Origin of the sequence: Sphingomonas sp. R86521 (assembly GCF_042466235.1) — a bacterium.
Taxonomy (GTDB): domain Bacteria; phylum Pseudomonadota; class Alphaproteobacteria; order Sphingomonadales; family Sphingomonadaceae; genus Sphingomonas.
Map to the genome: position 1 here is coordinate 2,178,961 of NZ_JAXHBY010000001.1, position 25,067 is coordinate 2,204,027.

Annotated in this window: 18 protein-coding genes; 4 read left to right on the plus strand and 14 right to left on the minus strand. The window is 68.4% G+C overall.

The window, feature by feature from the left end; translation table 11 throughout:
* Positions 1 to 64: 64 nt before the first annotated feature.
* Positions 65 to 316: a hypothetical protein gene (locus tag SJY20_RS10130; RefSeq protein WP_380786704.1), complete on the minus strand. Its 252-nt coding sequence runs from the start codon at positions 314 to 316 to the stop codon at positions 65 to 67.
* Between the two features lie 291 nt (positions 317 to 607).
* Here SJY20_RS10130 and argJ point away from each other — a divergent pair, with 291 nt between their 5' ends.
* The gene (argJ, locus tag SJY20_RS10135; RefSeq protein ID WP_380786706.1) at positions 608 to 1,831 is read left to right on the plus strand and encodes a bifunctional glutamate N-acetyltransferase/amino-acid acetyltransferase ArgJ; all 1,224 of its coding nucleotides are present in this window, start codon (positions 608 to 610) and stop codon (positions 1,829 to 1,831) included.
* 124 nt (positions 1,832 to 1,955) lie between these two features.
* Here argJ and trxA read toward each other — a convergent pair whose 3' ends face one another.
* From trxA to SJY20_RS10185, 10 genes are all read right to left on the minus strand, one after another.
* Complete coding sequence (gene trxA, locus SJY20_RS10140) at positions 1,956 to 2,279, minus strand: thioredoxin TrxA (protein ID WP_380786708.1); 324 nt, start codon at positions 2,277 to 2,279, stop codon at positions 1,956 to 1,958.
* A 64-nt stretch (positions 2,280 to 2,343) separates the two neighbouring features.
* Complete coding sequence (gene addA / locus SJY20_RS10145; protein ID WP_380786709.1) at positions 2,344 to 5,769, minus strand: double-strand break repair helicase AddA; 3,426 nt, start codon at positions 5,767 to 5,769, stop codon at positions 2,344 to 2,346.
* Entirely contained in the window at positions 5,753 to 8,779 is a 3,027-nt protein-coding gene (gene addB / locus SJY20_RS10150; protein ID WP_380786711.1) for a double-strand break repair protein AddB, read from the minus strand. The genes addA and addB overlap by 17 nt, the downstream gene beginning before the upstream one ends.
* Complete coding sequence (locus SJY20_RS10155; protein ID WP_380786713.1) at positions 8,772 to 9,527, minus strand: nucleotidyltransferase family protein; 756 nt, start codon at positions 9,525 to 9,527, stop codon at positions 8,772 to 8,774. Before SJY20_RS10155 ends, addB begins: the two co-directional genes overlap by 8 nt.
* The gene (locus SJY20_RS10160; protein ID WP_380788644.1) at positions 9,524 to 10,492 is read right to left on the minus strand and encodes an aminoglycoside phosphotransferase family protein; all 969 of its coding nucleotides are present in this window, start codon (positions 10,490 to 10,492) and stop codon (positions 9,524 to 9,526) included. The genes SJY20_RS10155 and SJY20_RS10160 overlap by 4 nt, the downstream gene beginning before the upstream one ends.
* Complete coding sequence (gene tsaE, locus SJY20_RS10165; RefSeq protein WP_380786714.1) at positions 10,489 to 10,929, minus strand: tRNA (adenosine(37)-N6)-threonylcarbamoyltransferase complex ATPase subunit type 1 TsaE; 441 nt, start codon at positions 10,927 to 10,929, stop codon at positions 10,489 to 10,491. Before tsaE ends, SJY20_RS10160 begins: the two co-directional genes overlap by 4 nt.
* A gap of 46 nt (positions 10,930 to 10,975) precedes the next feature.
* A complete protein-coding gene (locus tag SJY20_RS10170) occupies positions 10,976 to 13,339 on the minus strand; it encodes a PAS-domain containing protein (RefSeq protein ID WP_380786715.1) in 2,364 nt (787 codons plus the stop codon).
* A 140-nt stretch (positions 13,340 to 13,479) separates the two neighbouring features.
* Positions 13,480 to 16,593 carry a TonB-dependent receptor domain-containing protein gene (locus tag SJY20_RS10175; RefSeq protein WP_380786718.1) on the minus strand — a complete coding sequence of 1,038 codons (3,114 nt, stop codon included), beginning with the start codon at positions 16,591 to 16,593 and terminating at the stop codon, positions 13,480 to 13,482.
* Positions 16,594 to 16,775: 182 nt separating this feature from the next.
* Positions 16,776 to 18,209, minus strand: a complete 1,434-nt coding sequence (gene ahcY, locus SJY20_RS10180; protein ID WP_380786720.1) for an adenosylhomocysteinase — start codon at positions 18,207 to 18,209, stop codon at positions 16,776 to 16,778.
* Positions 18,210 to 18,334: 125 nt separating this feature from the next.
* Complete coding sequence (locus SJY20_RS10185) at positions 18,335 to 18,895, minus strand: YqgE/AlgH family protein (protein ID WP_380786721.1); 561 nt, start codon at positions 18,893 to 18,895, stop codon at positions 18,335 to 18,337.
* A 111-nt stretch (positions 18,896 to 19,006) separates the two neighbouring features.
* Between SJY20_RS10185 and SJY20_RS10190 the strand changes: the two genes are divergently transcribed.
* The 3 genes from SJY20_RS10190 to SJY20_RS10200 all read left to right on the plus strand — a co-directional run bounded on the left by SJY20_RS10190 (position 19,007) and on the right by SJY20_RS10200 (position 21,871).
* Positions 19,007 to 19,486, plus strand: a complete 480-nt coding sequence (locus SJY20_RS10190; protein WP_380786723.1) for a peroxiredoxin — start codon at positions 19,007 to 19,009, stop codon at positions 19,484 to 19,486.
* A 345-nt stretch (positions 19,487 to 19,831) separates the two neighbouring features.
* Positions 19,832 to 21,283: an AMP nucleosidase gene (locus SJY20_RS10195; protein WP_380786725.1), complete on the plus strand. Its 1,452-nt coding sequence runs from the start codon at positions 19,832 to 19,834 to the stop codon at positions 21,281 to 21,283.
* A gap of 93 nt (positions 21,284 to 21,376) precedes the next feature.
* Positions 21,377 to 21,871: a hypothetical protein gene (locus SJY20_RS10200; RefSeq protein WP_380786727.1), complete on the plus strand. Its 495-nt coding sequence runs from the start codon at positions 21,377 to 21,379 to the stop codon at positions 21,869 to 21,871.
* A gap of 28 nt (positions 21,872 to 21,899) precedes the next feature.
* Here SJY20_RS10200 and SJY20_RS10205 read toward each other — a convergent pair whose 3' ends face one another.
* The 3 genes from SJY20_RS10205 to gatB form a co-directional block, all read right to left on the minus strand.
* Positions 21,900 to 22,646, minus strand: coding sequence for a hypothetical protein (locus tag SJY20_RS10205; RefSeq protein WP_380786728.1), 747 nt, complete (start codon positions 22,644 to 22,646; stop codon positions 21,900 to 21,902).
* A gap of 63 nt (positions 22,647 to 22,709) precedes the next feature.
* Positions 22,710 to 23,480 (minus strand): alpha/beta fold hydrolase, encoded by a 771-nt coding sequence (locus SJY20_RS10210; protein ID WP_380786729.1) that lies wholly within the window; start codon positions 23,478 to 23,480, stop codon positions 22,710 to 22,712.
* Between the two features lie 120 nt (positions 23,481 to 23,600).
* A complete protein-coding gene (gene gatB, locus SJY20_RS10215) occupies positions 23,601 to 25,067 on the minus strand; it encodes an Asp-tRNA(Asn)/Glu-tRNA(Gln) amidotransferase subunit GatB (RefSeq protein ID WP_380786731.1) in 1,467 nt (488 codons plus the stop codon).

Here is a 25,067-nt window from a genome sequence, read left to right on the forward strand (position 1 = left end):
AAGGGGGTCGCGGCCACGGCGTCGGGCCAGCGCGAGAATAGAAAGAGGGTGGATCGGCCGCGCGCTATTCGCGTCGGCGGTCCGTCCAGATCGCGACCGGCACAAGCGCGAGCGTGCGTACCGTGCCGTCCGCCACCGCGACCAGCGTCGGAACGACGGCGCTAGGCCGCTCGGTCCGCTGCGCTATCGCCGCGTGCCCGGCCTGCGCCGTGACGATCGCCTGCGCCACCGCCTGCGGCGCCTCCGCCCGACGCACGCCCGGCACCACGCCGGTCAGCGCGGAGAGCAGGGCAGAGAGGAGCAGCAGCAGGTTCAAGCGGGGTCCGATATCGTTCGCTACGCGCGGACATAGGGATTGCGTCGCACATCGTCCAACCGAAAACGGTATGCGGTGAACGGAGGCGCGGCGTGACCGTACCCAGTCCGGCATGCCCCCCTCTCCGTCATCCCAGCGAAGGCGGGATCTCAAGCGGCAAGCGCGGGACAGGAACCGAGAGAGACCCCAGCCTTCGCTGGGGTGACGGACTTAGCGATCGTGGGAACCACGTCCCGCATGACGCCGCCCGCATTGCACGCTAACACGCGCGGCAAATCCCGGAGCCACGCCATGTCCGACACCTCACCGCTCGCACTCCCCTTCCCGCCCGCGCCCGCCATCGACGGCGTCACGCCGCACGTCGCCCGCGCGCACTACAAGGCCTGGGACCGTTGCGACCTGACGTTCGTTACGCTCGACCCCGGTACGACGGTCGCCGGCGTACTGACGCAGAGCAAATGCCCGTCGCCCGAGGTTGAATGGTGCCGAGCGGCGCTCACCCTCGGCAACGCACGCGCGCTGGTGGTGAACGCCGGCAACTCCAACGCCTTCACCGGCTCGCGCGGGCGCGCGGCGGTCGAGGCGATCGCGGCGCGGGCTGCGGCGCATCTCGGATGCCAGCCATCGGACGTGTTCGTCGCGTCGACCGGCGTGATCGGGGTGCCGCTGCCGATCGACAAGGCCGAGGCCGGGCTCGATGCCGCGTTTGCCGCGCCGCCCTGTGGCTGGGAGGACGCCGCCGCGACGATCATGACCACCGACACCTTCACCAAGGGCGCGGTGACGACCGCGGTTATCGGCGACACGACCGTCACGCTGGTCGGGATCATCAAGGGATCGGGAATGATCGCGCCGGACATGGCGACGATGCTCGGCTTCGTCTTCACCGACGCGGCGGTCGAACCCGCGTTCCTGCAGGCAGCGCTATCGGCCGCCAACGCGCCGAGCTTTTCGTGCATCACCGTCGACAGCGACACCTCGACCAGCGACACCGTGCTCGCCTTCGCGACCGGCAAAGCCGGGAACGTGGCGCTGGCGGACGACGACAGCGTCGGCGCGGATGCCTTCCGTGCCGCGCTTGCGGATATGTGCCACCAGCTGGCGATGCTGGTGGTCCGCGACGGCGAGGGCGCGCAGAAACTGATCGAAATCCGCGTGACCGGCGCCGAGAGCGACCGCAGCGCACACCGCATCGCCAAGAGCATCGCCGACTCGCCGCTGGTGAAGACCGCGATCGCGGGCGAGGATGCGAACTGGGGCCGCGTGGTGATGGCGGTCGGCAAAGCCGGCGAACCCGCCGAGCGCGACCTGCTTGCGATCCGGTTCGGGGATACGCAGGTGGCCGAGGGCGGCCTGGCCGTGACCGGGTACGACGAGGCGCCGGTCGCGGCGCACTTGAAGGGCCACGAGATCGAGGTTGGCGTCGACCTAGGCCTGGGCGAAGGCCGCGCGACCGTTTGGACGTGCGACCTGACGCACGGCTATATCTCGATCAATGCCGATTACCGGAGCTGAAGAACCGGCCCCCGCCCCACTCCCGTCACCCCAGCGAAGGCTGGGGTCTCCCTGTTGGTTGGAGGATCGGCTTCAACAGGGAGATCCCAGCCTTCGCTGGGATGACGACGGTATTTGTGACGGGTTAAGCCAGCTCACCCTCGAGCCAGGCCTTCAGCCGGCCCTTGGGCTCGGCACCGACCTTGGTCGCTGCAGGGGCGCCGCCCTTGAACAGGATCATCGTCGGGATGCCGCGGACGCCGTACTTGCCCGGCGCATCGGGGTTCTCGTCGATGTTCAGCTTGGCGATCGTCACCTTCTCGCCCAGCTCCTCGGAAATCTCTTCCAGGCTCGGCCCGATCATCTTGCAGGGCCCGCACCATTCCGCCCAGAAATCGACCAGCACCGGGCCTTCGGCGTTGAGCACGTCGGCGGTGAAGCTGGCATCGGTGATCTGCTTGGTAGCCATTACGAAGTCTCCTTGGTTGTACGCAATCTAGGCGCGCAGTCGCTCCGTCTCAACCACCGGATCGCTAGCTTTGCTCCGCAGGCCGATAGTGCGGCTTGTGCGAAGCTAGCAACTCGGCCGGCAGGTCGAGCATCGTCGGGCCCGCGGTGTAGAGCAACGCCGCCTCGATCACCCGGTCCGGAAAGATCACCGCCAGCGCGGCGGCATAGGCGGCGATCTGGCGGACGTGATACTCGGGCAGCTCCGCCAGGGTGCGCGGCGCGCGGCGGCCGGTCTTGAAGTCGACCACGCGGACCCGGGTCGGCGCGATCAGCAGGCGGTCGACGGTCCCCGACACGACGATGCCGTCGCCGAGCGTCGCGGCAATCGGCGCCTCCGCGAGCGTGTCCGGCCCGAACAACTCGGCAAAGCGCGGGTCGGCGAGAACCGCGATCACGCTACCGGCGATTTCCGCGCGTGAACTCGCATCCTCGACACCGCCCGCCTGCGCGAGCCAGCGATCCGCCGCCGCCGCACGTGCCTCCGGCGCAACCGCGGGCAGGCGCTCGAACAACGCATGGATCAGCCGTCCACGTTCGGCGGCGACACGCATCGCCGGGGTCGGGGGAGGATCGGACACTGCGTCCTCGCCCAGCGCCGAGGGGGACAGCGGCCGTGGCGGGCGGGCTTCCTGTGGTGCTGGCAGGCGGGCCCAATCGGGCAGCGCGGCATCGTCGTTCCCGGGCGCAACGCGGTCCGGTTTCGCTGTGATGGAAGCCTGTACCGTGGTGCCGACGAAGGTGCGCTCCCCCTCGGCCGCTGGCAGCCCAAGCTCGGTGAAGGCGCGGTCCGCGGCGGCGTACCAGCTCGACACCGGCGGCACGCCCTTCGCCTTCGGACCTAGCGCGCCGGCGATCACGAGGCGCTCTTCCGCCCGCGTCGCGGCGACGTAGAACAGCCGCCAATGCTCCTCCAGCTCGCGCCGTTCCGCCGTGCTCGTCACGTCGTCGAGCGGACCGCCACGCTCCGAACTGCGTGGCCGGAACACCGGGATCGGCGCGTCACCCGGCTCCGGCGACCATTTCAGGATCGATCGCGGTGCCGCGGTCGGATCCGCGGTCGCGTCCGCCAGAATCACCAGCGGCGCCTGCAACCCCTTGGCGCCGTGCGCCGTCATCACGCGGACCGCATCGAGCGGCGCGGACGGGTCGCGGACGATCTCGACATCGCCGCGATCGAACCAGTCGAGGAACCGCTGCAGCGACGGCGTCGTCGTGCCCTCGAACGTCAGCGCCGCGTTGAGCAGTTCCTCGATCGGATCGCGCGCCTCGGTTCCCAGCCGCCGGATCAGTTTCCGCCGCCCGTCCAGCGGCCCCGACAGCAGCTCCTCGAGAAACTGATAGGGCGTGGCGATATCGGCGCGCCCGAGCATCGCCAGCAGCGGCGCAAGCCGCTCCGCAGGCTGGGTCCGCCCGAGATGACGCCATAGCGGCCCCGCCTCGCGCGGCGCGGCATGCATCAGCTCGTCTTGGGTCCAACCGATCAGCGGCGACACCAGCAGCGACGCGAGGCTCAGGTCGTCGTCCGGCTGCAATACGAAGCGGATCGCGGCGAGCAGGTCCTGCACCGCCAGCGGCGCGTTCAGCCGCAGCCGGTCGACGCCCGCGACGGGCACGCCCTCGGCATAGAGCCGCGCGACGATCAGCGAGGCGAGATCGCCGCGTCGCTTGACCAGGATCATCACGTCCTCGGGGCGCAGCGGCCGGCCTTTGCTCTCCAGCATCAGCCCGCCATCGATCCAGCGCTTTACCGCACGCGCGATATCGACCGCGAGCTTCCGAACCGCGTCGTCGACCCAGCTCTCTTCGTCGTCCTCGCTGCCGCCTGCCGAGATCGCGGGCCAGATCGTGACGCTGCCGGGGCCCGGGACCTCGCTCGCGTGGCGCTCGACCGGACCGTCGATGCCCAGGCCGGGCTCGCCGATCGCTTCGATCGCGGCGTCGACGAATTCGAGCACGGTGCGGGTCGAACGGAACGAGTGGGTCAGCGACAGCCGTGCGAGCGGCAACCCGCGTTCGTCCTCGGGCCAGTCGTCGTCGCCCCCGGCTTCCTCTGCGCGCTGGCTGAAATAGCGTTCCGCCGCCTCGAAATTAAGCGGGTCGGTCCCCTGAAACCCGAAGATCGCCTGTTTGTAGTCGCCCACCGTGAACAGCGTCCGCGTCGCCGGCGCATGGATGCCGCGCCCGACGAAGAACTCGTCCGACAGCGCGCGGACGATCCGCCACTGGTGCCCGTTGGTATCCTGCGCCTCGTCGATCAGCAGATGCTCGGTCGCCTGGTCGAGCTTGTAGCGCACCCATTCGCCGATCCCCGGCTGGTCGAGCAGCGCCACCGTGGTCGCGATCAGGTCGTCGAAATCAACCGCGCCGGCGCGGCGCTTGGCCAACGCATACGCCCGCGCATAGTCGCGCCCGACCTCCAGCGCATCGGCGAGCAGGTCGGCATAGGCGGCGCGCTCGATCATCGACAGCACGTCGCCGCACGCCTCGCCCAGATCGCGCGCGAGCGTCTCGTATTCGGGCTCGAGATCGAGCACCTTCTTCTGCACTTTCCGGAGATCGCCGGTACCGGTGAGCACGACCTTCGCCAGATCCTGCAGCGTGGCCGCGCGGTCGTCCGACGCCAGCCATGCCTCGACCGTCGCCGCCTGTTTCAGGCCCGTGGCGGTCCCCCAGCCCCGGTTCGCCGCACCGATCCGCGCGATCGCGTCGATGTCGAGCGCGTCGCACCATTCGGCGACCGCCTCGTCGATGTCGCCGGCCGGCAGTTCGAGCTTGCGCCGCAGCCACGGTTGGATGCCGCTAGGCAACGCCTCCAGCGCGGGCAGTGCGCGCGCGCAGGCGAGCAGGAACCCTTCCGCGCCGCCCTCGCCCATCCGCAGGCTCAGGCGCCCGACGATCTCGATCGGTCGCTCGCGTCCATCACGCTCGGCGTCCGACAACAGCCCCGCCAACGCCTCGCGCGCCAGCCCCGCCTCCTCGCGCGCTTCGAGCGGACGGAAGCCAGGCGTCAGCCCCGCCTCGACCGGAAATGCCGCGAGCAGCCCTTGGCAGAAACCGTGGATGGTCTGGATGCGCAGCCCGCCGCCCGGCGCGTCGAGCACCTTGGCGAACAGCGTCCGCGCGCGCGCCTGCAGCTCCGGGGTCGGTTTCTCGCCGAGCGCGTCGAGATCGGCACCCAGCGCGGGCCCCGGCATCCGCACCCACGCCGCCAGTCGCCCGTTGATCCGCTGCGCCATCTCCGCCGCGCCAGCCTTGGTGAAGGTCAGGCACAGGATCGCCCCCGGATCGACACCGCGCAACAACAGCCGGAACACGCGCGCCGCCAGCACCTGGGTCTTGCCGGTGCCTGCCGACGCCGACAGCCAGACATGCGCGCGCGGGTCGCTCGCATTGGCCTGCGCGCCCTTCAGCCGCGGCAGCGTGGCGAGCGTATCAGTGGTCACGGCCATACCATTCGTCGCGGCGCATCAACTGGTCGTACTCGGCATAGGGGGCGTATTCGGGAACGAGCTTGGCGGTGAACGCTTCGCTGCCGGTCAGCCATTTGCCGGCGACCTCGGTGAAATTGTGCGCGGCGATTCCCGTGAACTCCGCCGTCGCGATCTTCTCGCGCTTGCCGTCGGGGTCGACCGGGCTTTCGATATAGCCGAACGCATCGCGCTTCTTGCCGAGCGACCAATATTCGAACGCGCCGGCGGTGCCGCGGACATCCTCGAACCCGCCACGCTCGGCGATCAGCCCGAGCAAGCCGAGCTGCAGGCTGTACCCGGCGCGCACCGCGGTCGGCGATGGCGGCTTGCCGGTCTTGTAGTCGATCACCGCCAGCCGCCCGTCGGCTAGCCGGTCGATCCGGTCGTAGCGGCCGGACAGCACGACGCCGGCGATCTCGATCCGGCCCTTGCCCTCGGCGCTCGCGACGGTGCGGCCGTCCCCTTGCTGCGCGACGATCGCGCCGGCGATCCAGTCGATCGCTTCCAGCAGTCGCGGCTGCCACAGCGCGCGCATCATCGGATGCGTGCGTTCGTCGTCGAGCATCGCCTTCGCCCGCGGCCGCAGCGCGTCGACGTCGCAGCGATCCTGTTTCCACCATTGTTCTAGGATGTCGTGCACCGCGGTACCGCGCCACGCCGCGCTCGGATCGGCATCGACCGGATCGAGCGGCATCAGGCCCAGCACGCGGCGCGCGTAGAACGCATAGGGATCCGCCTTCAGCCGATCGACCTCGGTCACCGAGATTGCCTTTGGCCGCAGCAGCGCGACCGGCGATGGCGCCGGGCGGTCGGCGGGCAGATGCTCGCCGGGCGCATCGAGCGCGCGGGTCCAGCCTTCCAGCGCGCTCGCCCGCTCCAGCCGGTCCCCCGCCAGCGCCTGCAACCGCAGCCACAGTCGCGACGCGAGCGCAGGCGACTTCGCATCGCGGCGCGCCCGCGTCACGATCGCGCGGGGCGCACCCAGCGCCTGCGCGAAATCATGCGCCGCAGTGCCGATCCGCCGGTCGAGCCCAGGCAGTCCGAGCTCGGCGCGGATCCTCGGCGCCAGCCACGGGTCGGGCGCGGGGCGACCCGGCCAGACGCCTTCGTTGAGGCCGCCCAGCACCATCAGGTCGGCCGTCTGCAACCGCGCCTCGATCAGGCCGTAGATCGCGAGGCGCGGGTGACCGCCCTGCGGCGGACGCACCGCGACCTCGTCGAGCAGCGTCCGCAACAGTTGCGGCAATTCGGCAGGGTCGACGCGCGCCGGCCCCGCGGGCGCTTCGAGTTCGAGATCGGCGAGGAATTCCGCAGCGGCGCGACCGGCCGGCCCCGACCACAACGCATCGCCGCACAGCGACGCGGCCGTTTCTCGCAAAGACGCGAGCAGGTCCGCCAAAGGCTGCGAACCGCGGTCGAACGTATCCGCGATCGGCCGGAGATAGTCGGACGCACCCTCCCACCAGGTCGCAGCCGTTCCCCGGCGCAGGCCGGGGCCCAGCTGGGGGACCTGCGTAACCGGCCCCCCGCCTTCACCGGAAGACCGCTTGTCCAGATGATCGCTGACCCCCCCCAGCCCAGCCGCCGGCCGCGGCCCCCGAAGCGCCTTGTCCAACGCCCGCGCGCCGTCCAGCCACGCCAGTCGCTCGTCCCCGCTGCGCACCAGCGGATGCTTCAGCAACGCCAGCAGCGGCAACGGCGAAAACCGCTGCGCGGCCGCCTCGGCCAGCGCCAGCAGCAACGTCCCCGGCGGCAAGCTCGACAGCGGCCGCCCTGCGGTATCGTCGATCGCGATCCCCCAGCGGCCCAGATGCACCGCCACACGCCGCGCCAGCGCACGGTCCGGCGTCACCAGCGCGGCGGTCCGCCCGGGCTCCTCCAATGCCTCGCGCAGCGCCAGCGCGACCGCCTGCGCCTCCTCGGCCGGGGTCGCCAGTTCGGCCACTGTCACGCCCTTCAGCCGGCGATCCTCCGCACCGATCTGCGTCCACTTGCCGGTGAAATCGGCGGGCGCGAGCGCGTTGGCGATCGCGCGGCCGCGGGCGGTGTCGGAATCATGCCCGCCACCCTCGCGCCAGGTCGACACCTCGTCACGCCCGACGCTCATCCGGTCGAGCAGCAGCTTGAGGTGGAACTGCGGATGCGTCTCGATCGACCGGCGCGTCAGGCCGGCATCGTTCGGCGCGTGCGGCCCCAGCGCGTCCCATTCCTCCGGCGGCAGCGCCAGGTCGAGCCCGGCGAACACCACCATCCCGCGCGGCATGTCGGCAACGCAGCGCAGCAGCCGCGCGACCGCCGGTGCCGAATCGGTGACGCCCGCAGCACACACCAGCCCGGTCGGCGCCGCGCGACGCCACCGGCGTTCCAGCCGATCGAGCAACGCCGCACGCCGCGTCGCCGCATCGATCCGCCCGATCCGCGCCAGCTCGGCGGGCCAGCGTTCCAGCACGACCTCGAACGTCGACAGCGCCCGCCGCCAATGCTCCGTCAGTTCGGGGCCCATGTCGATGTCGCGCAACCGCGCCGGCGCGATCTCCTCGACCAGCAGCTGATCGAGCGTCCGCGCGAGTTCGCCCGCCAGCCGCACCGCCTCCGCCGCGTCGATCGGCTGCCCCGCCCGGCTCCGCTCCTCCGCGACCAGCCGCGCCAGGATCATCCGCCGCTGGTAGGGCGGCACCGCGGGCAGCGGCGGCTCCTCGCCGGACTCGGGCGCCGGGTCCAGCGCGGCGCCGACGCTCTCGCCCATCTCGGGATCGCCCACCGCGACCAGCCGCGGTAGCACCAGCCCGCCGGCACTCGCGCGCACGAACGCATCGGTCACGGCGTGCACCGCACGGTTGTTGGGCAGCAGCACCAGCGACCGGGCCAGCGCCAGCGGATCGGATCCCGCCCGGCGGATCAGTCCGGCGACCATCGCATCGGCGAACGCCCGGTGTGCCGGAATGGTGAAGAGCGCGGGCGCCCCTCCCACACCTGACCGCTCAGCCATCGGCGAGGATCGCCTCGGTCTTCGGAATCGCGCCCGGCGTGCCGACGTCGAACCAGAGGCCCTGATGGACCTGGCCGTACGCGCGCCCTGCGGCGATCGCGCGGTCCCAGAACAGATTGGTCGAGAACGGCCCCTCCGGCCAATCGACGATCAGCCGCGGATGCAGCATCTGGATCCCGGTATAGGCGAACGGCGCGACCCGCCCGGGCTTACGCCGCCCGGTGATCCGCCCGTCCGCGCCGAGATAAAAATCGCCCAGGCCGCGATGATTGTGCGCGCGCGCCAGCGGTACCATCAGCAGCAGCGCGTCCATCTTGGCGTCGTCCCAGCGCGATGCGAGCAGCCGGATCGCATCGACCGGTCCGTCGATCCACAGATTGTCGCTGTTGACCACCAGCACGGGTGCATCGCCGAGCAGTCCGCGCGCCTGGACCAGCCCGCCGCCGGTCTCCATCAGCCGCCCGCGCTCGTCCGACATCACCACCTCGATATCGTCGAACCGGTCGGTCAGATGCGCCTGCAACGTATCGGCGAGGTAATGCACGTTGACCACCGCGCGCTTGATGCCGGCGCCGCGCAACCGGTCGAAGACGTGGTCGATCAGCGGCTTGCCCGCGACCTCGACCAGCGGCTTGGGCCGCGTCGCAGTGAGCGGCCGCATCCGCTTGCCGAGCCCCGCCGCCATCACCATCGCGGTTTCCGGCACCTGCCCGCGCGGCACCGGGCGCACCACCCGCTGGCGGGTCACGCCGACAACGCCAGCGGATCGCCGCGCAGGTCCCGCGGCACGTTGGCCTCGAACCATTCTGCGACCGGTGCCAGCACCGGCTGCGCCAGGTCGCGCTCGAGATAGGTCCAGACCCGCGGGCACAATGTCGGATAACGCGGCTTGCCGTCGCGCTTCCACAACCGCGTGAAGATGCCGAGGATCTTCGCGTTCCGCTGCGCGCCCAGCACATGATAGGCGTGGAAGAACGTCTCGCCGATATTGGTCGCCGCGGCATAGCGCGCGAGCATCGCCTGTTCGATCGCCGGATCGACATCGCGCCGCGCATCCTGCAGCAGCGAGACGAGGTCATAGGCGGGGTGGCCGGCCAGCGCGTCCTGGAAATCGAGCAACCCCAGCGTGCGCGTCGGCCCGACCAGCATCAGGTTCTCAGCGTGATAATCGCGCAGCACCGTCACCGGCTCGGCGGGGATGCAGTGGCCGAGCACCGCGTCCCAGGCCGCATCCCACGCATTCATGTCCGGCTCGATCCCGACCGCGGGGCAATACCAGTCGACGAACAACGCCGCCTCGCGAAGCAGAACGCTGCGGTCGTACGGCGCCAGCGGACCCGCCGGGTACTGCCGCAACGCCACCAGCAGATCGATCGCGGGTTCGTACAGCGCCTGTTCGGCGCCGGGCGCGGCGTCGGCCGCCTCGCGCAACCGGTCGTCGCCGAAATCCTCGAGCAGCACGAACCCCTGGTCGAGATCGGATGCCAGGATCGCGGGCGCCGCGAAACCGCGTTCGGCCAGCCACTGTGCCACCGCGATGAACGGCCGAGCATCCTCGTGCGCGGGCGGCGCGTCCATCAGGATCGCCTGGCGCTGTCCGGATACCGCGCGGAAATAGCGGCGAAAAGACGCATCGCCGGCGACCGGCAGGATGCGCGCACCAGGCCATCCATTGGCGTCGAGGAAAGCGGCGGCGCCGGGCGGCGGGGTCATGTCGGCCATCGCCTGTCCCAAGCCGCCGGCACCCGCGCTGTCAAGCCGCGACCGCCGTCAGGTTCGATCGTCAGGACCAGGGCCAGCGCATGCGGCCAATAGTCCGGACCGGCGCGCTCGGGCCATTCGACCAGCAACAGCGAGTCCCGTTCGGCGTCGTCGAGCCCGAGTTCCTCGATCTCGTCGCGGTCCTCGATGCGGTAGAGATCGACGTGCAGCACCGGCAGGCTGACTTCGGGCGGGGCATAGGGCTGGACGATCGCGAAGCTCGGCGACGGCGCCTCGCCGACCAGCCCCAGCGCGGCGAGCAGCCCACGAGCGAGGCTGGTCTTGCCGGCGCCCAGCGTGCCCTGCAGCGTGATGACGTCACCCGGGCGAACGAGCGCCGCAAGGCTGGCGCCGAACGCCTCTGTCGCTTGCGGGTCGGCTAGTCTCATGACCCGAGCGCCCTTTTTGCACCCGCGGTTGCGATGTCGCGACACCTCATCGCCGCGGCACCTCGACGGTGATCAGCGTGCCCTCGCCCGGCTGCGACACCAGTTCGATAGTCCCGCCATGCGCCTCGACGAACTGCTTCGCCAACGGCAGGCCCAGCCCGAGCGCACGGTCGCCCATCGGCTTGGTCTCCGCGAACCGGTCGAACGCATGCGCGACGGCATCCGGCTCCATCCCCGGCCCGTCGTCCGACACCACGATCCGCGCCGCGGTGGCGTTGCCGTCGACGTGGAGCAATACGCGGCCGCCATCGGGCGTCGCCGCGGCGGCATGGCGCAACAGATGCTCGACCACTTCGCGCAACCGCCGCTCGTCCCCTGTCACCCGCCCGGTCGAGCGCGCGATCTCGATCGCGAAGTCGAGTTTCCGGCGCTTGGCGGTCGGCACGATGCTCTCCGCCGCGGCCCGCACCACCGCGGCCAGATCCAGGTCGTCGCGCGCCAGCGTGTTGCCCTCGACCGCATCGCGGGTCAGGTCGAGCACGTCGTCGACCAGCAACCCGAGCCGCTCGACCGATTCGAGGATCGCCTCGACATAGCTGTCGGCCTTCTTGGTCAGCTTGCCCGCGTAACCGCCATGCAGCATTTCGGCGAACCCGCCGATCGACGTCAGCGGCGTCCGCAATTCGTAGCTCATGTTGGCGACGAACGCCGTCTTCACGCGGTCCGCCGCCTCCAGCACCTCGGCACGCTCGCGGAGAGTCTGTTCGGCACGCCGGCTCGCGGTGATGTCGAGCATCGTGAACAGCGCGTTGCCGTCGGGCAGCGGGACGCCCGCGAACTCGAAATGCCGCCCGTCCGCAAACGCCACGCGACCGCCGCGCTGCTGCCGCTCGACGGTCGCCGAATGAACCAGGTCGGGGAACAGCGCGGCGCGGCCCGGCGTCGCCAACTTGGCCGCCGCAGCCTCGGCGAACGCGTCGATCCGCGGGTGCGACGCCAGGAACTCCTCCTCCAGGCCCCACAACGCGCGGAAGCGGTTGTTCCACAATTGCAGCCGGCCATCCGCCGCGAACACCCCCAACGCCTCGAACAGATTGTCGAACGTCGCGGTCCGTACCCGCAGCAACGTATCGCGCGCGCTGGCCAGCTGGACCTGCTCGGTGCGATCCTCGAAGATCAGCAGCAACCCGCCATCGGGCAACGGCTGCGCGACGACGCGCAGGTGCGTCCCGCTGCGCAGATGCCAGTTCTCCTCGATCGCGCCACCGGCCTCGGTGGAACCGGTCTGCATGAACCAGCCGAGCCGCTCCGCCTTCCAGCCCGGAAAGTCGCGCGCCTCGGGCAGCCGGTCGGCCTCGCGCATCCGCTCCAGCACGCGCTCGAACTCCGGGCGGTCGGCGAGCCACTCGGCGCGCATCGCGAACATCCGGCGGAACGGCTGGTTGCAGAACACCAGCCCGCGATCGCCGCCGAACTGCGCGACCCCCGCCGACAACCGGTCGAGCATCGCGCGCTGGGCTTCGGCGAACCGCTTGGCGCCCGATCGCGCGCGCTCCAGCTCCTCGATATCGATCGCGAACCCGGCGACGCCGCCAGCCGGCAGCGGCACGTCATAGATCTGCAGCGATCGCCGCTCGCCATCGATCGTCGCGGGCAGCACCTGCTGGTGCGGCCGCCCGATCTCGCGCGCCGCGGCGGCACCCGCGAGCGGCCCGCCGCGCCCAGATCCCTCTACCAGTTCGAGCCCGCGCGCGACGACGTCGGCGGCGCTGCGCCCCTCGACCGCCTCGACATAGGCCGAATTGACCATCGCCAGCCGCAGGTCGGGGGCGCGGTACCACATCGGCATCGGCGCCGCCTCGATCAGCGCGGTCAGCGACTCATACGCCGCCCCCAGCCGCCGCGTCTCGGCGCTGAGACGCGCGATCTCGGTCTCGCTGTCGGTCGCGTCGAACGCCCAGAGCAGCACCGCCCCCGCGGCCCCCATCTCGCCCGGCGCCCGCGCCCCGCGAAAGGTGATTGCACGCAGCGATTTCTGCGGCCGCACCGACCGCACGAACGGCCGCCCCGCCCGCTGCGCCGCCGACACGTCCGCGATCACCGCCGCGGCATCCTCGGGCGACAACCCCGACCCCTCACCCACCAGCTCGGGCAGCGTCCGCGGCGGCGTCGCCAGCCCCAGCCAGTCCGCCATCCGCTGCGGCATGTCGATCCGCCCGTCGCCGCGAATCATCGTCGCGACCGCCGGCGAAGCTTCGACCAGCGCGACCAGATGCGCATTCGCGTCGCGCGCGGCGGTCGCCAGCGATTTGGCGCGCATGCCAAGGTACAGCATCACCGCGCCGACCACGACGAACGCGAACACGACGACGCCGACGATCACGGCAGCGGCGCTACCACCCGCGATCATTGAAACCCTGCCTGCGCCATCATCGCCCTATCTAGGCGCAAGCCGGCCCCGCGGGGAAGCCATCGTCAACGAAAAGGGCGAGCCCGGCAAAACCGGACCCGCCCTTTTTTCAACGCAACCCTTGGGGGACGCGTCAGGCCTTACAGCTTCACCGATGCGCCGACGTACATGAAGCGACCGATGTTGTCGTAGATCGCATCGCCGTCGACGCCCGTCCCACCGACGCCCAGCAGACCGTACGGCGGCCGCTTGTCGGTCAGGTTGTCGACGCCACCGTAGAAGGTGAAGCGCTTCTCGACGTCGATCGACGCACGCAGCGCATGATAGATCACCTTCGGATAGTAGACGATGTCGGCGTAGTTCGGGTTGAGCGCCGGCACGCCATTGGTGTCGTGCTGCGCTTCCCAGTCGGTGATCGACTGACGACCGATGTACCGCACCTGATACCCGAGGGTGAAGTTCTTGTGGGTCAGGTCGACCGATGCGTTGACGTTCCAGATCGGATCGCCGACCTCACCCTTGACCCGGTCGGGACGGCTCGGCTCGTCGAGATACGGATAGTCGGTCCGGTTGCGGACCCAGGTCCCGACCACGCGGAGCGCAGCCTTCGTATCCGCACCGAGACGGTAGTTGTAGCTCGCGTCGAAGTCGATGCCCTGCGCCTTAAGCGCGGCGAAGTTGACGACGCTCTGCAGCAGGGCCGGTCGTGCGAACAGGCCGTTTGCCTGGCGCGGGTTGATCAGGCTGCAGAAGCTGTTGTTGAGCGTCGGCGCGTCATAGCACGCATCGAGGATCGTCTGGGCATCCACCGACTGGATGACCTTGCTGATCTTGATGTCGTAATAATCGACCGTGAGCGACAGGCCAGGCAGGAACCGGGGCTGCACGATCGCACCATAGGTCCAGCTGCGCGACTTTTCGGCCTGCAAATTGGGGTTGCCGCCCGACAAAATCTCGGTCGAGCCGGCCCGCGCCGTGCTGTTGACGAAATTCGCCGGAACACCTGCCGCCGCGCAGTTCGCCGCACGGGTCGAGCGGCCCGTGTTGATGAAGTTGACGTCGCACGGATCGTCGAGCTGCGGGAAATCCTGGCTGTTCGATGCGTACAGATCGCCCAGCGTAGGTGCCCGGACCGACCGCGAATAGTTCACGCGGAACTTGATGTCGTTGATCGGCGCGTAGATGCCGCCGAAGTTGTAGGCATAGACCGTCCCGGTCGAACCCTTGTAATCCGCGACCCGGCCAGCCGCGTTGATCGTCAGCTCCTTCGCGAAGCCCAGATCCTTCAGCAGCGGCAGCTCCAGCTCGCCATACGCTTCCTTCACGGCAAACGCTGGCGGATTGAAGTCCGGGATGACATTGAAGAAGGTGTCGCCGCCCTTGATCGTGTCGTCATACGCGTTGAACGCGGTCTCACGGCGATATTCGCCACCGATCGCGAACCGGACCGGACCGCCCGGCAGTTCGAACAGCTGCGAGCTGTCGCCGACGATGTTGCCGGTGACGTCGAATTCGGTCGCCTTGCCGCGGCTGCTGGAGGTCGTGTTGATGTAGTTCAGCGCGGCCTGGCTGGCGCGGCCTTCACCCAGGATGTTGAGCGGCGCGCACGACGCGTCGGTCACCGTGACCTGGTTGATCCGGCAGACGATCTGGCCAGCGCCGTTACGCACCGCATCGACCGCGTTGTAGAAGCGCGACTGGAACTGGTTGTTGTAGTATTTCGACTTGGTACGGAACTCGCCGTAGTTCACCGAGAAATCATACTTCCAGTCGTCGTTGAACGTGCCCTCGGCACCCACCACAATACGATAGGTGTCGCGACGATCGGCCTCGTCCCGCGTGCCCAGGTCGGTGTTGTTGCGGTTGACGCGGAAATAGTCGGAACCGGCCGGCAGCAGCGAACGGATCGTCGCGGCGGCCTGCGGGTTCAGATAGGCGTTGTCGAAGGCGATCGGGATGCCGCCGCCAAGATAGGTTTCGCCCTCTGCGTCGGCACCCTGCGAACCGCCCTGGTTGAACGTGCCACTGCTCTGCGCATAGCTCTCGACGCGAACGAACTTCGCCTCGAAGAACGGCTTGAACGCGTCGGACACGTCGTAGTGACCGATCAGGTTGGCGACGTAACGCTTCAGCGACGGATCGAGCGTGCCGGTGTCGTTCAGCGTTGCGCCGCTGCCGTTCTGGTTGTTGTTCGAGCCGGCGGGGCGGAAGTCGGTGCCGTAGTTATATTCCGAAAGCGTACCGTCGGAACCGAACCCGAAGACGCGCGGCGCGCCGTTCGCGCGGCAGGCGGCAGCGACGCTGTTGCAGCTCAGCAGGTTGCCGTCGGCGTACGGAATGAAGTTGCCGCCATTGTCGTAGCCGAAGCTGTGAACGCCGGTGAGGAAGGTGCGCTGCGGCGTTCCTGCGCTGTTCGGCACGGTCCGCTGGAACTGGTTGCGGCCGACATAGGAGCCGGTCAGTTCCGCACGATCGGTGTAGGTGAGCAGATTGGCCTGATTATACTCCAGGCCGAGCGCGATGTTGCCGCGCCCTTCGTCGAAGTTCTTGCCGAAGGTTCCGGACAGGCGGTACGTCCCGCGGGTACCGTTGTCGCCGATCCCGCTCTGCCCGTTCAGCGAAACGCCTTCGAAATTGCGCTTCATCACGAAGTTGACGACGCCGGCCATCGCGTCCGACCCATAGACCGCCGAACTGCCGCCGGTGACGATGTCGACGCGGTCGATCAGATCGGTCGGGATGGTGTTGGTGTCGACCAGGAACTCGCCGGTCGAACCGGTGATGTGGCGGCGACCGTTGACGAGCACCAGCGTACGCGATGGCCCAAGGCCACGCAGATCGAGCAGGTTGATACCGGCGGTCCCGATGAACTGCGTCGAGTTCGCCTGGCTGTAGGTCGAACGCAGCGACGGCAGGTCGTTCAGCACGTCGCCGATCACGACACCGCCGGTGCGCGTCAGGTCCGCCTGCGTCAACGTCGTCACCGGAATCGGCGAGTTGAGCGTCGGGCGAGCGATGCGCGATCCGGTCACGACGATCTCGGCACCTGGATTTGCGTCCGCCGCCGCCGTCTGCGCAGCCGCACCGGTCGTGGTATCCGACCCCAGCGGAGCAGCCTGATCGACACCCGGCGCCTGGGTCTGCGCGTCGACCGGAGTCGCGGTCTGCGCCGCCGCGGTACCCGCCGCCAGCATGAACGCTACCGTCGATGCCGTAACGAACAGCCCGGACTTCCGGACGGAAATGCCAACCATGTGAAACACCCTTTGAACCATTATCTTGATGGCTCGGTAGGACACCTTTCCTGCCTGTTTTTCAATCAGGGGCAGCAAACATTACAGAGACGTTGCATCGCTGCAACACGCCTGCGCAACGAAAAAGCCGCGCCCGCCTGGTGGCGGACGCGGCTTTCGAAAACCCTACGAAATCCTTAAGATCAGTAGCGGTAATGATCCGGCTTGAACGGGCCTTCGACCGGCACGCCGATGTAGCCGGCCTGCTTGTCGGAGAGCTTCGACAGCTTCACGCCGAGCTTTTCGAGGTGGAGCATCGCGACCTTCTCGTCGAGGTGCTTCGGCAGGACGTACACTTCGTTCTTGTAGTTCTCGCCCTTGGTCCAGAGCTCGATCTGCGCGAGCGTCTGGTTGGTGAACGAGGCCGACATCACGAACGACGGGTGGCCGGTGGCGCAACCGAGGTTCACCAGGCGACCCTTCGCCAGGATGATGATCTGCTTGCCGTCCGGGAACTTCACCAGGTCGGTGCCGGGCTTCACTTCGGTCCAGTCGTAGTTCGACAGCGCGGCGATCTGGATCTCCGAGTCGAAGTGGCCGATGTTGCAGACGATCGACATCGGCTTCATCGCCTTCATGTGATCGGCGGTGATGACGTCGGCGTTGCCGGTCGCGGTGCAGAAGATATCCGCGCGGCTGACGGCCTCTTCCATCGTCACGACCTCGAAGCCCTCCATCGCCGCCTGCAATGCGCAGATCGGATCGACTTCGGTGACCATCACGCGCGCGCCGCCGTTGCGGAGCGACTGGGCCGAGCCCTTGCCGACGTCACCGAAACCGGCGACGCAGGCTACCTTGCCGGCGAGCATGACGTCGGTCGCGCGACGGATCGCGTCGACCAGCGACTCCTTGCAGCCGTACAGGTTGTCGAACTTCGACTTGGTGACCGAGTCGTTGACGTTGATCGCCGGGAACGGCAGCTCGCCCTTCTTGGCGATCTCGTACAGGCGGTGGACGCCCGTGGTGGTCTCTTCCGAGACGCCCTTCAGGTTCTTGACGGTCTCGGTGAGGTAGCCGGGCTTCTTTGCGACATACGCCTTGAGCGCACGCTGCATCTCGACTTCTTCCTCGTTCTCGGGCTCGGGCATCGTGTGGCCGGCCTCGAGCTTGGCGCCCCAGAGCGCGAACATCGTCGCGTCGCCACCGTCGTCGAGGATGATGTTCGAGGTCTGGCCCACGATCTCACGATCCCACGAGAAGATGTCGCCGACGTAGTTCCAGTAATCGGCCAGGCTCTCGCCCTTGATCGCGAACACCGGCACGCCGGTCGCGGCGATCGCGGCGGCGGCATGGTCCTGGGTCGAGAAAATGTTGCAGGTCGCCCAGCGAACGTCGGCGCCCAGCGCGGTCAGCGTCTCGATCAGCACCGCGGTCTGGATCGTCATGTGCAGCGAACCGGTGATCCGTGCGCCCTTCAGCGGCTGCGACGGACCGAACTCGGTACGCAGCGACATCAGGCCGGGCATTTCGGTCTCGGCGATGTTGATTTCCGCGCGACCGAATTCGGCAAGGCTGATGTCGGCGACGACGTAGTCGGTCGCCGTGTCGGACTTTGCAGGTGCAAGGGTGGTGGCCACGATGGGTCTCCTGGAATTCTATTATCGGCGAGCCTCATGCCCGTGCCGGATGCCGCGTCCTTAGGCCAACGGGGCTTCCAAATCAAATATAAAGATATCTTTATATCTCAGTCGGGCGACCGCGCTCAGGCTGTCCCGGTCTGCGCCACAAGCAGCCGCGGATCGACTCCGGCGGCCGCGAAGGCCCGGCTCCAGCGATCGGTCGCGTCGGTCTCGAACACCAGGTCGGTGTCGCCCGGCACGTTGAACCAGCCCGGCCGTGCAAGCTCGCCCTCCAGCTGCCCCGAGTCCCAGCCGGCATAACCGAGCGCCACCACCCAGCGGCTCGGGCCCTTCCCGTCGGCGATCGCGCGGAGCACGTCGATGGTGCTCGACAACGCCCAGCGCCCGGCGACGTCGACCGTCCCCTGCCCGGCCCAGTCGCGCGAATGCACCACGAACCCGCGTCGCGGCTCGACCGGTCCGCCGAAATGCACTGGCGCGTTGGGGGCATCGCCAGGCGCGATCTCGAACTGTTCGAGCAGGTCGTGGAAGCCGAGCCCCTCGATCGTCGCACCCAGGCCGATGCCGACCGCGCCGCTGGCGTCGTGGCTGCACATCGCGATCACCGCGCGGGCGAAGCGCGGGTCGCTCATGCCGGGCATCGCCAGCAGGAACTGTCCGGAAAGGAAGGCGGTTTTCTCCATCCCAGCAGACATAGTGCGCCGCGCGCCGACCCGCCACGCTTGAAATACGCCGCGGTTCGGACGACCTACGGTGCCGACGCCGGCAACCATGCGGCGAACAGGAGAATTTCTATGACGATCAGCGTCGGTGACCGGCTTCCCAACACCATTCTCGTCAAGGCAACCGCGGACGGCCCCGACCAGGTCGATACCGACGCGTTCTTCAAGGGGCGGAAAATCGCGCTGTTCGCGGTCCCCGGCGCGTTCACGCCGACGTGCTCCGCCAAGCATCTGCCCGGCTTCGTCGAGAAGAGCGCGGAACTGAAGGCCAAGGGCGTCGACGAGATCGCCTGCACCTCGGTCAACGACGCCTTCGTGCTCGGCGCCTGGGCGAAGTCGGCGGACGCCGGCGACATCACGATGCTGGCCGACGGCAATGGCGAATTCGCCAAGGCGACCGGGCTCGACTTCGACGGATCTAAGTTCGGCATGGGCACGCGCAGCCAGCGCTACTCGATGATCGTCAACGACGGCGTCGTCGAGCAGCTGAACGTCGAAGCCCCCGGCGAATTCAAGGTCTCCAGCGCCGAACACCTGCTGAGCGAGATCTGAGCACTGCGTACTTCGTCATCCCGGGATCGTCCCGGGATCCAGGGTAACAGTGCGCAGCGCTCGAAAACCCTGGATCCCGGGACAAGCCCGGGATGACGGTAGGGTAATGGTTCGCGAGGCCGTGAACCCAGGACGAGGCCGGTGCCTATCCCTGTCGAACACCGACCCGCAGTCTTGCTGTATCGTGCCCCTCCTTGTTCTCCCGCGAAGGCGGGAGCCCAGTCTGGGTCCCCGCCTTCGCGGGAAACACGTCTTACGCGCTCGAAGGCGATGGACGTCGACCAGGTCCGCGGCGACGACAGCGTCCGTCTTGCCACCGCAACATCCCCCGCATAACACTGTCCAATGACAATCGCTTCCGACCTCGTCGCCGACCTCGACCGCCTCTACCGCGCTTCCGTCGATCGTCTTCAGGCCGCCCTTGGCGCCTATATCGCCGACGGCACCATCCCCGACCCCGCGATGCGCACCGACGGATCGTTCGCCTATCCCGAAATCCGGCTGACCTATGCCGGCGGTATCGACCGGCCCACCCCGCTGCGCTCGTTCGGTCGGCTGGTCACGCCCGGCAACTACCGGATCAGCGTCACCAAGCCCGCGCTGTTCGCCGATTACATCACCGAACAGCTGACGCTGCTGATCGAGGATTACGACGTCACCGTCGAGGCGGTCGAGGGCCGCCAGGAAATCCCGTTCCCCTATGTCATCGACCCCGGCCACGCGCTGAGCCTCGACGAGGTGTCGGCGACCGAACTCGCGCGCTTCTTCCCCGCGACCGAGCTCGCGCATATCGGCGACGAGATCGCCGACGGGCTGTGGATCGCGCAGGACGAAACCCGCCCGCTCGCGCTGTTCGACGGCCTGCGCACCGATTTCAGCCTGGCGCGGCTGCGGCATTACATGGGCACACCCGCCGAACACGCCCAGCGCTTCGTACTGTTCACCAACTATCACCGCTATGTCGATGAATTCGTTCGCTGGGCAGGCGCGCAGCTCGGGCCAAGAGCTGACGGAACGCCGAGCCGCTTCACCAGCCTGTCGGGCGCGGGCGGCATCACCATCACGTCGGGCGACGACATCGACAAGATCGTCAGCGACAGCGCATGGCGCCGGCACCAGATGCCGGCCTATCACCTGATGGCGGACAACCGCACCGGAATCACGCTGGTCAACATCGGGGTCGGCCCGTCCAACGCCAAGACGATCTGCGACCACCTCGCGGTGCTCCGCCCCGAGGCGTGGCTGATGATCGGGCATTGCGGCGGCCTGCGCCCCAGCCAGCGGATCGGCGACTATGTCCTCGCTCACGCCTATCTGCGCGACGATCATGTCCTCGACGACGTCCTGCCGCCCGAAATTCCCATCCCCGCGATCGCCGAGGTCCAGCTCGCGATGGCCAAGGCCGCCGAGATCGTCTCCGGCCAGTCGGGCGAGGAGCTCAAACGTCGCCTCCGCACCGGCACGATCGTCACCACCGACGATCGCAACTGGGAACTGCGCTATTCGAAGTCGGCGCTGCGCTTCTCGCTGTCGCGCGCGGTCGGCATCGACATGGAGTCGGCGACCATCGCGGCGCAGGGCTACCGCTTCCGCGTCCCCTACGGCACCCTGCTGTGCGTGTCGGACAAGCCGCTCCACGGCGAACTGAAGCTGCCGGGCCAGGCCAACAGGTTCTACGAGCGCGCGATCAGCGAACATCTCCGCATCGGCATCGAGACCTGCGAGCAGCTCCGCAAGGAAGGCCCCAAGCTCCACAGCCGCAAGCTGCGCGCGTTCGACGAGCCGCCGTTCCGGTAAGTGGTCGACGGTGCCGGTCGACGGTGCCGGTTGACGGGGGTGCCTAAGCGGCGATGATACGTTAGACATCCGGACTTGATGGAGAAGCATGCCATGGCCGACACGCCCGAAACGCCGACCCCCGACGCGCCGAAGCCACGGCGTCGCGCCACCCGCAAGCCCGCCGCGGCCAAGCCGGTTGCGGCGAAGTCTCCGGCAGACTCGGACGGCGACGCTGCGAAACCGGCGGCGCCGAAGGCCAAGTCGGCCCAAACTCGCAAGTCTGCGGCGAAAGCCCCGAAACCGCGCTCGTCGAAGCGCGGCGCGCCCCGCGTAAAGCCCGCAGCAGCGCGGAAAGTGCCGGCGAAGTCGACGCTCGAGCGTGCGACCGACAGGGTCGGCGGCAAATGGGGTGCGGCCGCGATCGCCGGCGGTGTCGCCGCCGCAGTCGGCGCGCTGCTGTCGCTACGCGGAAGCACGCCAAAGGACGCCGCTGCTGCCAACGATGCGGCGCCGACTAAGGGCAAGCACGCGCATCAGGCGGATGGCACCGACTCCTCGGCGTCGTTCGAAGCGGGCATCGCCGACGAAGGCACGATTCCGGAATGACCGGCGTGCCTTCGCGGCAACGCGTCGGCTAGCGCTCCAGCCGGAACGTCACGGTCAACGTGACGTCCGTCGCCACGGTGTCGGTCGATGCCGTCACCGGCAGCCCGAACGATCGCAGCATCTGGCCGATATAATCCGCCGACCCGATGTCCTGCCGCTCGCTGATCGCCGACAGCGTCACGCGGCCGAGCGCCAGTGGCGTGGCATAGGCGTCAGCCTCGGTCCGCGCCTTTGCCAGCGCCTGTTGCTTGGCGGCACGCCGCGGCGCGGAATCGTCGGTCAGGACCGGCGTCACGATGTCCGACGGCTTGGCGTCCGCCGCCTTCAACGCCGCGATCGCACGCGCCGCGGTCGCGCGGTCGGGCGCATCGAACGACAGGCTGGCGTTCGCGCTCAGCTGCCGAGCGGTGGAGCCATCGGCCTTCTTGGCGGCCGACGTGTCGCCGGACTTCATAGGGTTGAGCAGCGCGGTCATGTCGCTGTTGCACTCGCTCGCCGTGCGCGTCGCCATCAGGCCCGCGACCATGCCCGTCAGCGACGGCTTCTCGGCCCCCTGCGCATTCCTGACGCCGATCGCGGCCATCGACCGATCGATCGCCCCGGTCTTCTGCGCGAGCAACCGGTCAGCCTCGACCTGGCTGGCGGCGCAGGCCAGCACATTGCCCGACACGCGGTATGCGCTCGCCGGGGTCTCGATATGCCCGGACGCGACGATCTCGACCGTGATTGGCGTTGCGCTTGCAGCCGCCAGCGCGCCCGCGACCAAAGATATCATGACCATCGCTACCAGCTTCCCTAGTTCCAGAGATGCTCGCAGTGCGACGGTCGCGCGCGACGGTCAAGCCGCCAGGAAGTCGGCGATCGCCTGCCCCAGTTCGGGCTTCACCACCGCGCTCATATGGCCGCCCGGCGTCTCGACATAGCGCGCGTCCGGCAGCGCATCGGCAAGGTCGCGCGCCGACCCATTGTCGAAATCCTCCGCCCCGCACACCACCAGCGTCGGCTGCGGGAATGCCTTCACGGTCGCCAGCGGGGTGTCCGCAAAGGTGTCGAGGATACCGAGCAACGCGATCGGATCGCCGCCGGTCGTCTTCAGGAACGCCTCGACCAGCCATTCGGGCGTGCCGCGAACGTGCTGGCCAAGCTTCGTCAGTATCCCGCGGAAATGCCCGCTGCGCCGGTCGGTGTCGGTCAGCCCCTCCAGCCCCATACCCGAAAAGATCACGCGCCGCGGCGTCGCCCCGGTCGCCAGCATCCGCGACGTCGTCCGCGCGCCCAGCGAATAGCCGCCCAGATCATACTCGGTCAGCCCCAGATGCGCGACCAGCGCGTGCCCGTCGCGGGTCAGCGCATCCTTGGGATAGGCCGCGGCGTCATGCGGCTTCGCGCTGTCGCCGTGCCCGCGCAGGTCGGGCATGATCACCCGAAACCCGCGCGCCGCGATCTTGGCCGCATGACCGTATTTGACCCAGTTGGTCTTCGCGTCGGACAGATAGCCGTGGATCAGCACCACCGGCCGCCCCTCGCCGATCTCGTGCCAGGCGATCCGCGTGCCGTCGAAGCTCTCGAAAAACGCGGTCGAATAGTCGGTCAAAGGGTCATCTTTCATTTCCGTCATCCCGGGCTCGTCCCGGGATCCAGGGTTCCGGCCACAGCGCTCGCGACCCTGGATCCCGGGACGAGCCCGGGATGACGCGGTCGAGGGATGAGCCCGCGACGCGCCGCAGCCTCAGCCCAGCGCGGTCTTCAACAGGTCGTTGACCACCGCGGGGTTCGCCTTGCCGCCCATCGCCTTCATCGTCTGCCCGACGAAGAACCCGAACAGCTTGTCCTTGCCGCCCCGGTAATCCGCCACCTTGTCGGCATTCGCAGCCATCACGTCGGCAATCACCGTCTCGATCGCCCCGGTGTCGCTGGTCTGCTTGAGCCCGCGATCTTCGACCACCTTCTCGGCGCCGTCCCCGGTCTCGAGCATCACCTCGAAAACCTGCTTGGCAAGGCTCCCCGACAGCGTGCCGTCGGCGACCAGCGCCAGCAGTTCCGCCGCCTGCGCCGGACTGACCGGCGAATCCTCGATGCTCCGCCCAAGCCGGTTGAGCGCGCCGAACAGTTCGGAATTGACCCAGTTCGCCGCAGCGACCGGCTTCGCACCGGTATCGAGCAACGCATCGAACCAACGCGCCGCCTCGACCTCCGCGGTCAGCACAGCAGCCGCATAGGGCGTGATCCCCAGCGCCTCGTAGCGCCGCCGCTTGGCATCCGGCAGCTCGGGCAGCGACGCACGGCACTCTTCCAGAAACGCGTCGTCGAGTTCCAACGGCAACAGATCGGGATCGGGGAAGTAGCGGTAATCATGCGCATCTTCCTTCGATCGCATCGACCGCGTCTCGTTGCGGTCGGGATCGTAGAGCCGCGTCTCCTGCTGAATCTTGCCGCCCGCTTCGAGCACCTCGACCTGCCGCTTGGCCTCCTGCTCGACCACCGCCATCACGAAGCGCACCGAATTGACGTTCTTCGTCTCGGTCCGCGTGCCGAGTTCGTCGCCGGCTTTCCGCACGCTGACATTGACGTCGGCGCGCATCGAGCCTTCTTCCATGTTGCCGTCGCAGCTGCCGACATAACGCAGGATCGATCGCAACTTCCGCAGGTAAGCCCCTGCTTCCGCCGGCGAAGCCAGGTCCGGCTTCGACACGATCTCCATCAGCGCGACGCCCGATCGATTGAGATCGACATAGGACTGGGTCGGATGCTGATCATGCATCAGCTTGCCCGCATCCTGCTCGACATGGATCCGCTCCACGCCGATCCGCTTGCCCGCAGCGTCGGGGTTCTTGTCGTCGAGGCTGATGTCGATCGAGCCCTCGCCGACCAGCGGATGATAGAGCTGACTGATCTGATAGCCCTGCGGCAGATCGGCGTAGAAATAGTTCTTCCGGTCGAACCGCGACCATTTGTTGATCTGCGCCTCGATCGCCATGCCGGTGCGGACCGCCTGGCGGATGCACTCGCGGTTCGGCACCGGCAGCATCCCCGGCATCGCCGCGTCGACGAGCGACACCTGCGTGTTGGGCTCCGCCCCGAACGCGGTCGCCGCACCCGAGAACAGCTTCGCGTTCGACGTCACCTGCGCGTGTACTTCGAGGCCGACCACGACCTCCCACTCGCCGGTGTCGCCCTGGATACGATAATCGCTCAT

Bases quoted from the DNA above. Each gene is read 5' to 3' on its own strand.
- argJ (WP_380786706.1), top strand. From the start codon at position 608: ATGTCCGACACCTCACCGCTCGCACTCCCCTTCCCGCCCGCGCCCGCC.
- trxA (WP_380786708.1), bottom strand. From the start codon at position 2,279: ATGGCTACCAAGCAGATCACCGATGCCAGCTTCACCGCCGACGTGCTC.
- addA (WP_380786709.1), bottom strand. From the start codon at position 5,769: ATGGCCGTGACCACTGATACGCTCGCCACGCTGCCGCGGCTGAAGGGC.
- addB (WP_380786711.1), bottom strand. From the start codon at position 8,779: ATGGCTGAGCGGTCAGGTGTGGGAGGGGCGCCCGCGCTCTTCACCATT.
- SJY20_RS10160 (WP_380788644.1), bottom strand. From the start codon at position 10,492: ATGACCCCGCCGCCCGGCGCCGCCGCTTTCCTCGACGCCAATGGATGG.
- tsaE (WP_380786714.1), bottom strand. From the start codon at position 10,929: ATGAGACTAGCCGACCCGCAAGCGACAGAGGCGTTCGGCGCCAGCCTT.
- SJY20_RS10170 (WP_380786715.1), bottom strand. From the start codon at position 13,339: ATGATCGCGGGTGGTAGCGCCGCTGCCGTGATCGTCGGCGTCGTCGTG.
- SJY20_RS10175 (WP_380786718.1), bottom strand. From the start codon at position 16,593: ATGGTTGGCATTTCCGTCCGGAAGTCCGGGCTGTTCGTTACGGCATCG.
- SJY20_RS10185 (WP_380786721.1), bottom strand. From the start codon at position 18,895: ATGGAGAAAACCGCCTTCCTTTCCGGACAGTTCCTGCTGGCGATGCCC.
- SJY20_RS10190 (WP_380786723.1), top strand. From the start codon at position 19,007: ATGACGATCAGCGTCGGTGACCGGCTTCCCAACACCATTCTCGTCAAG.
- SJY20_RS10195 (WP_380786725.1), top strand. From the start codon at position 19,832: ATGACAATCGCTTCCGACCTCGTCGCCGACCTCGACCGCCTCTACCGC.
- SJY20_RS10200 (WP_380786727.1), top strand. From the start codon at position 21,377: ATGGCCGACACGCCCGAAACGCCGACCCCCGACGCGCCGAAGCCACGG.
- SJY20_RS10205 (WP_380786728.1), bottom strand. From the start codon at position 22,646: ATGATATCTTTGGTCGCGGGCGCGCTGGCGGCTGCAAGCGCAACGCCA.
- SJY20_RS10210 (WP_380786729.1), bottom strand. From the start codon at position 23,480: ATGAAAGATGACCCTTTGACCGACTATTCGACCGCGTTTTTCGAGAGC.
- gatB (WP_380786731.1), bottom strand. From the start codon at position 25,067: ATGAGCGATTATCGTATCCAGGGCGACACCGGCGAGTGGGAGGTCGTG.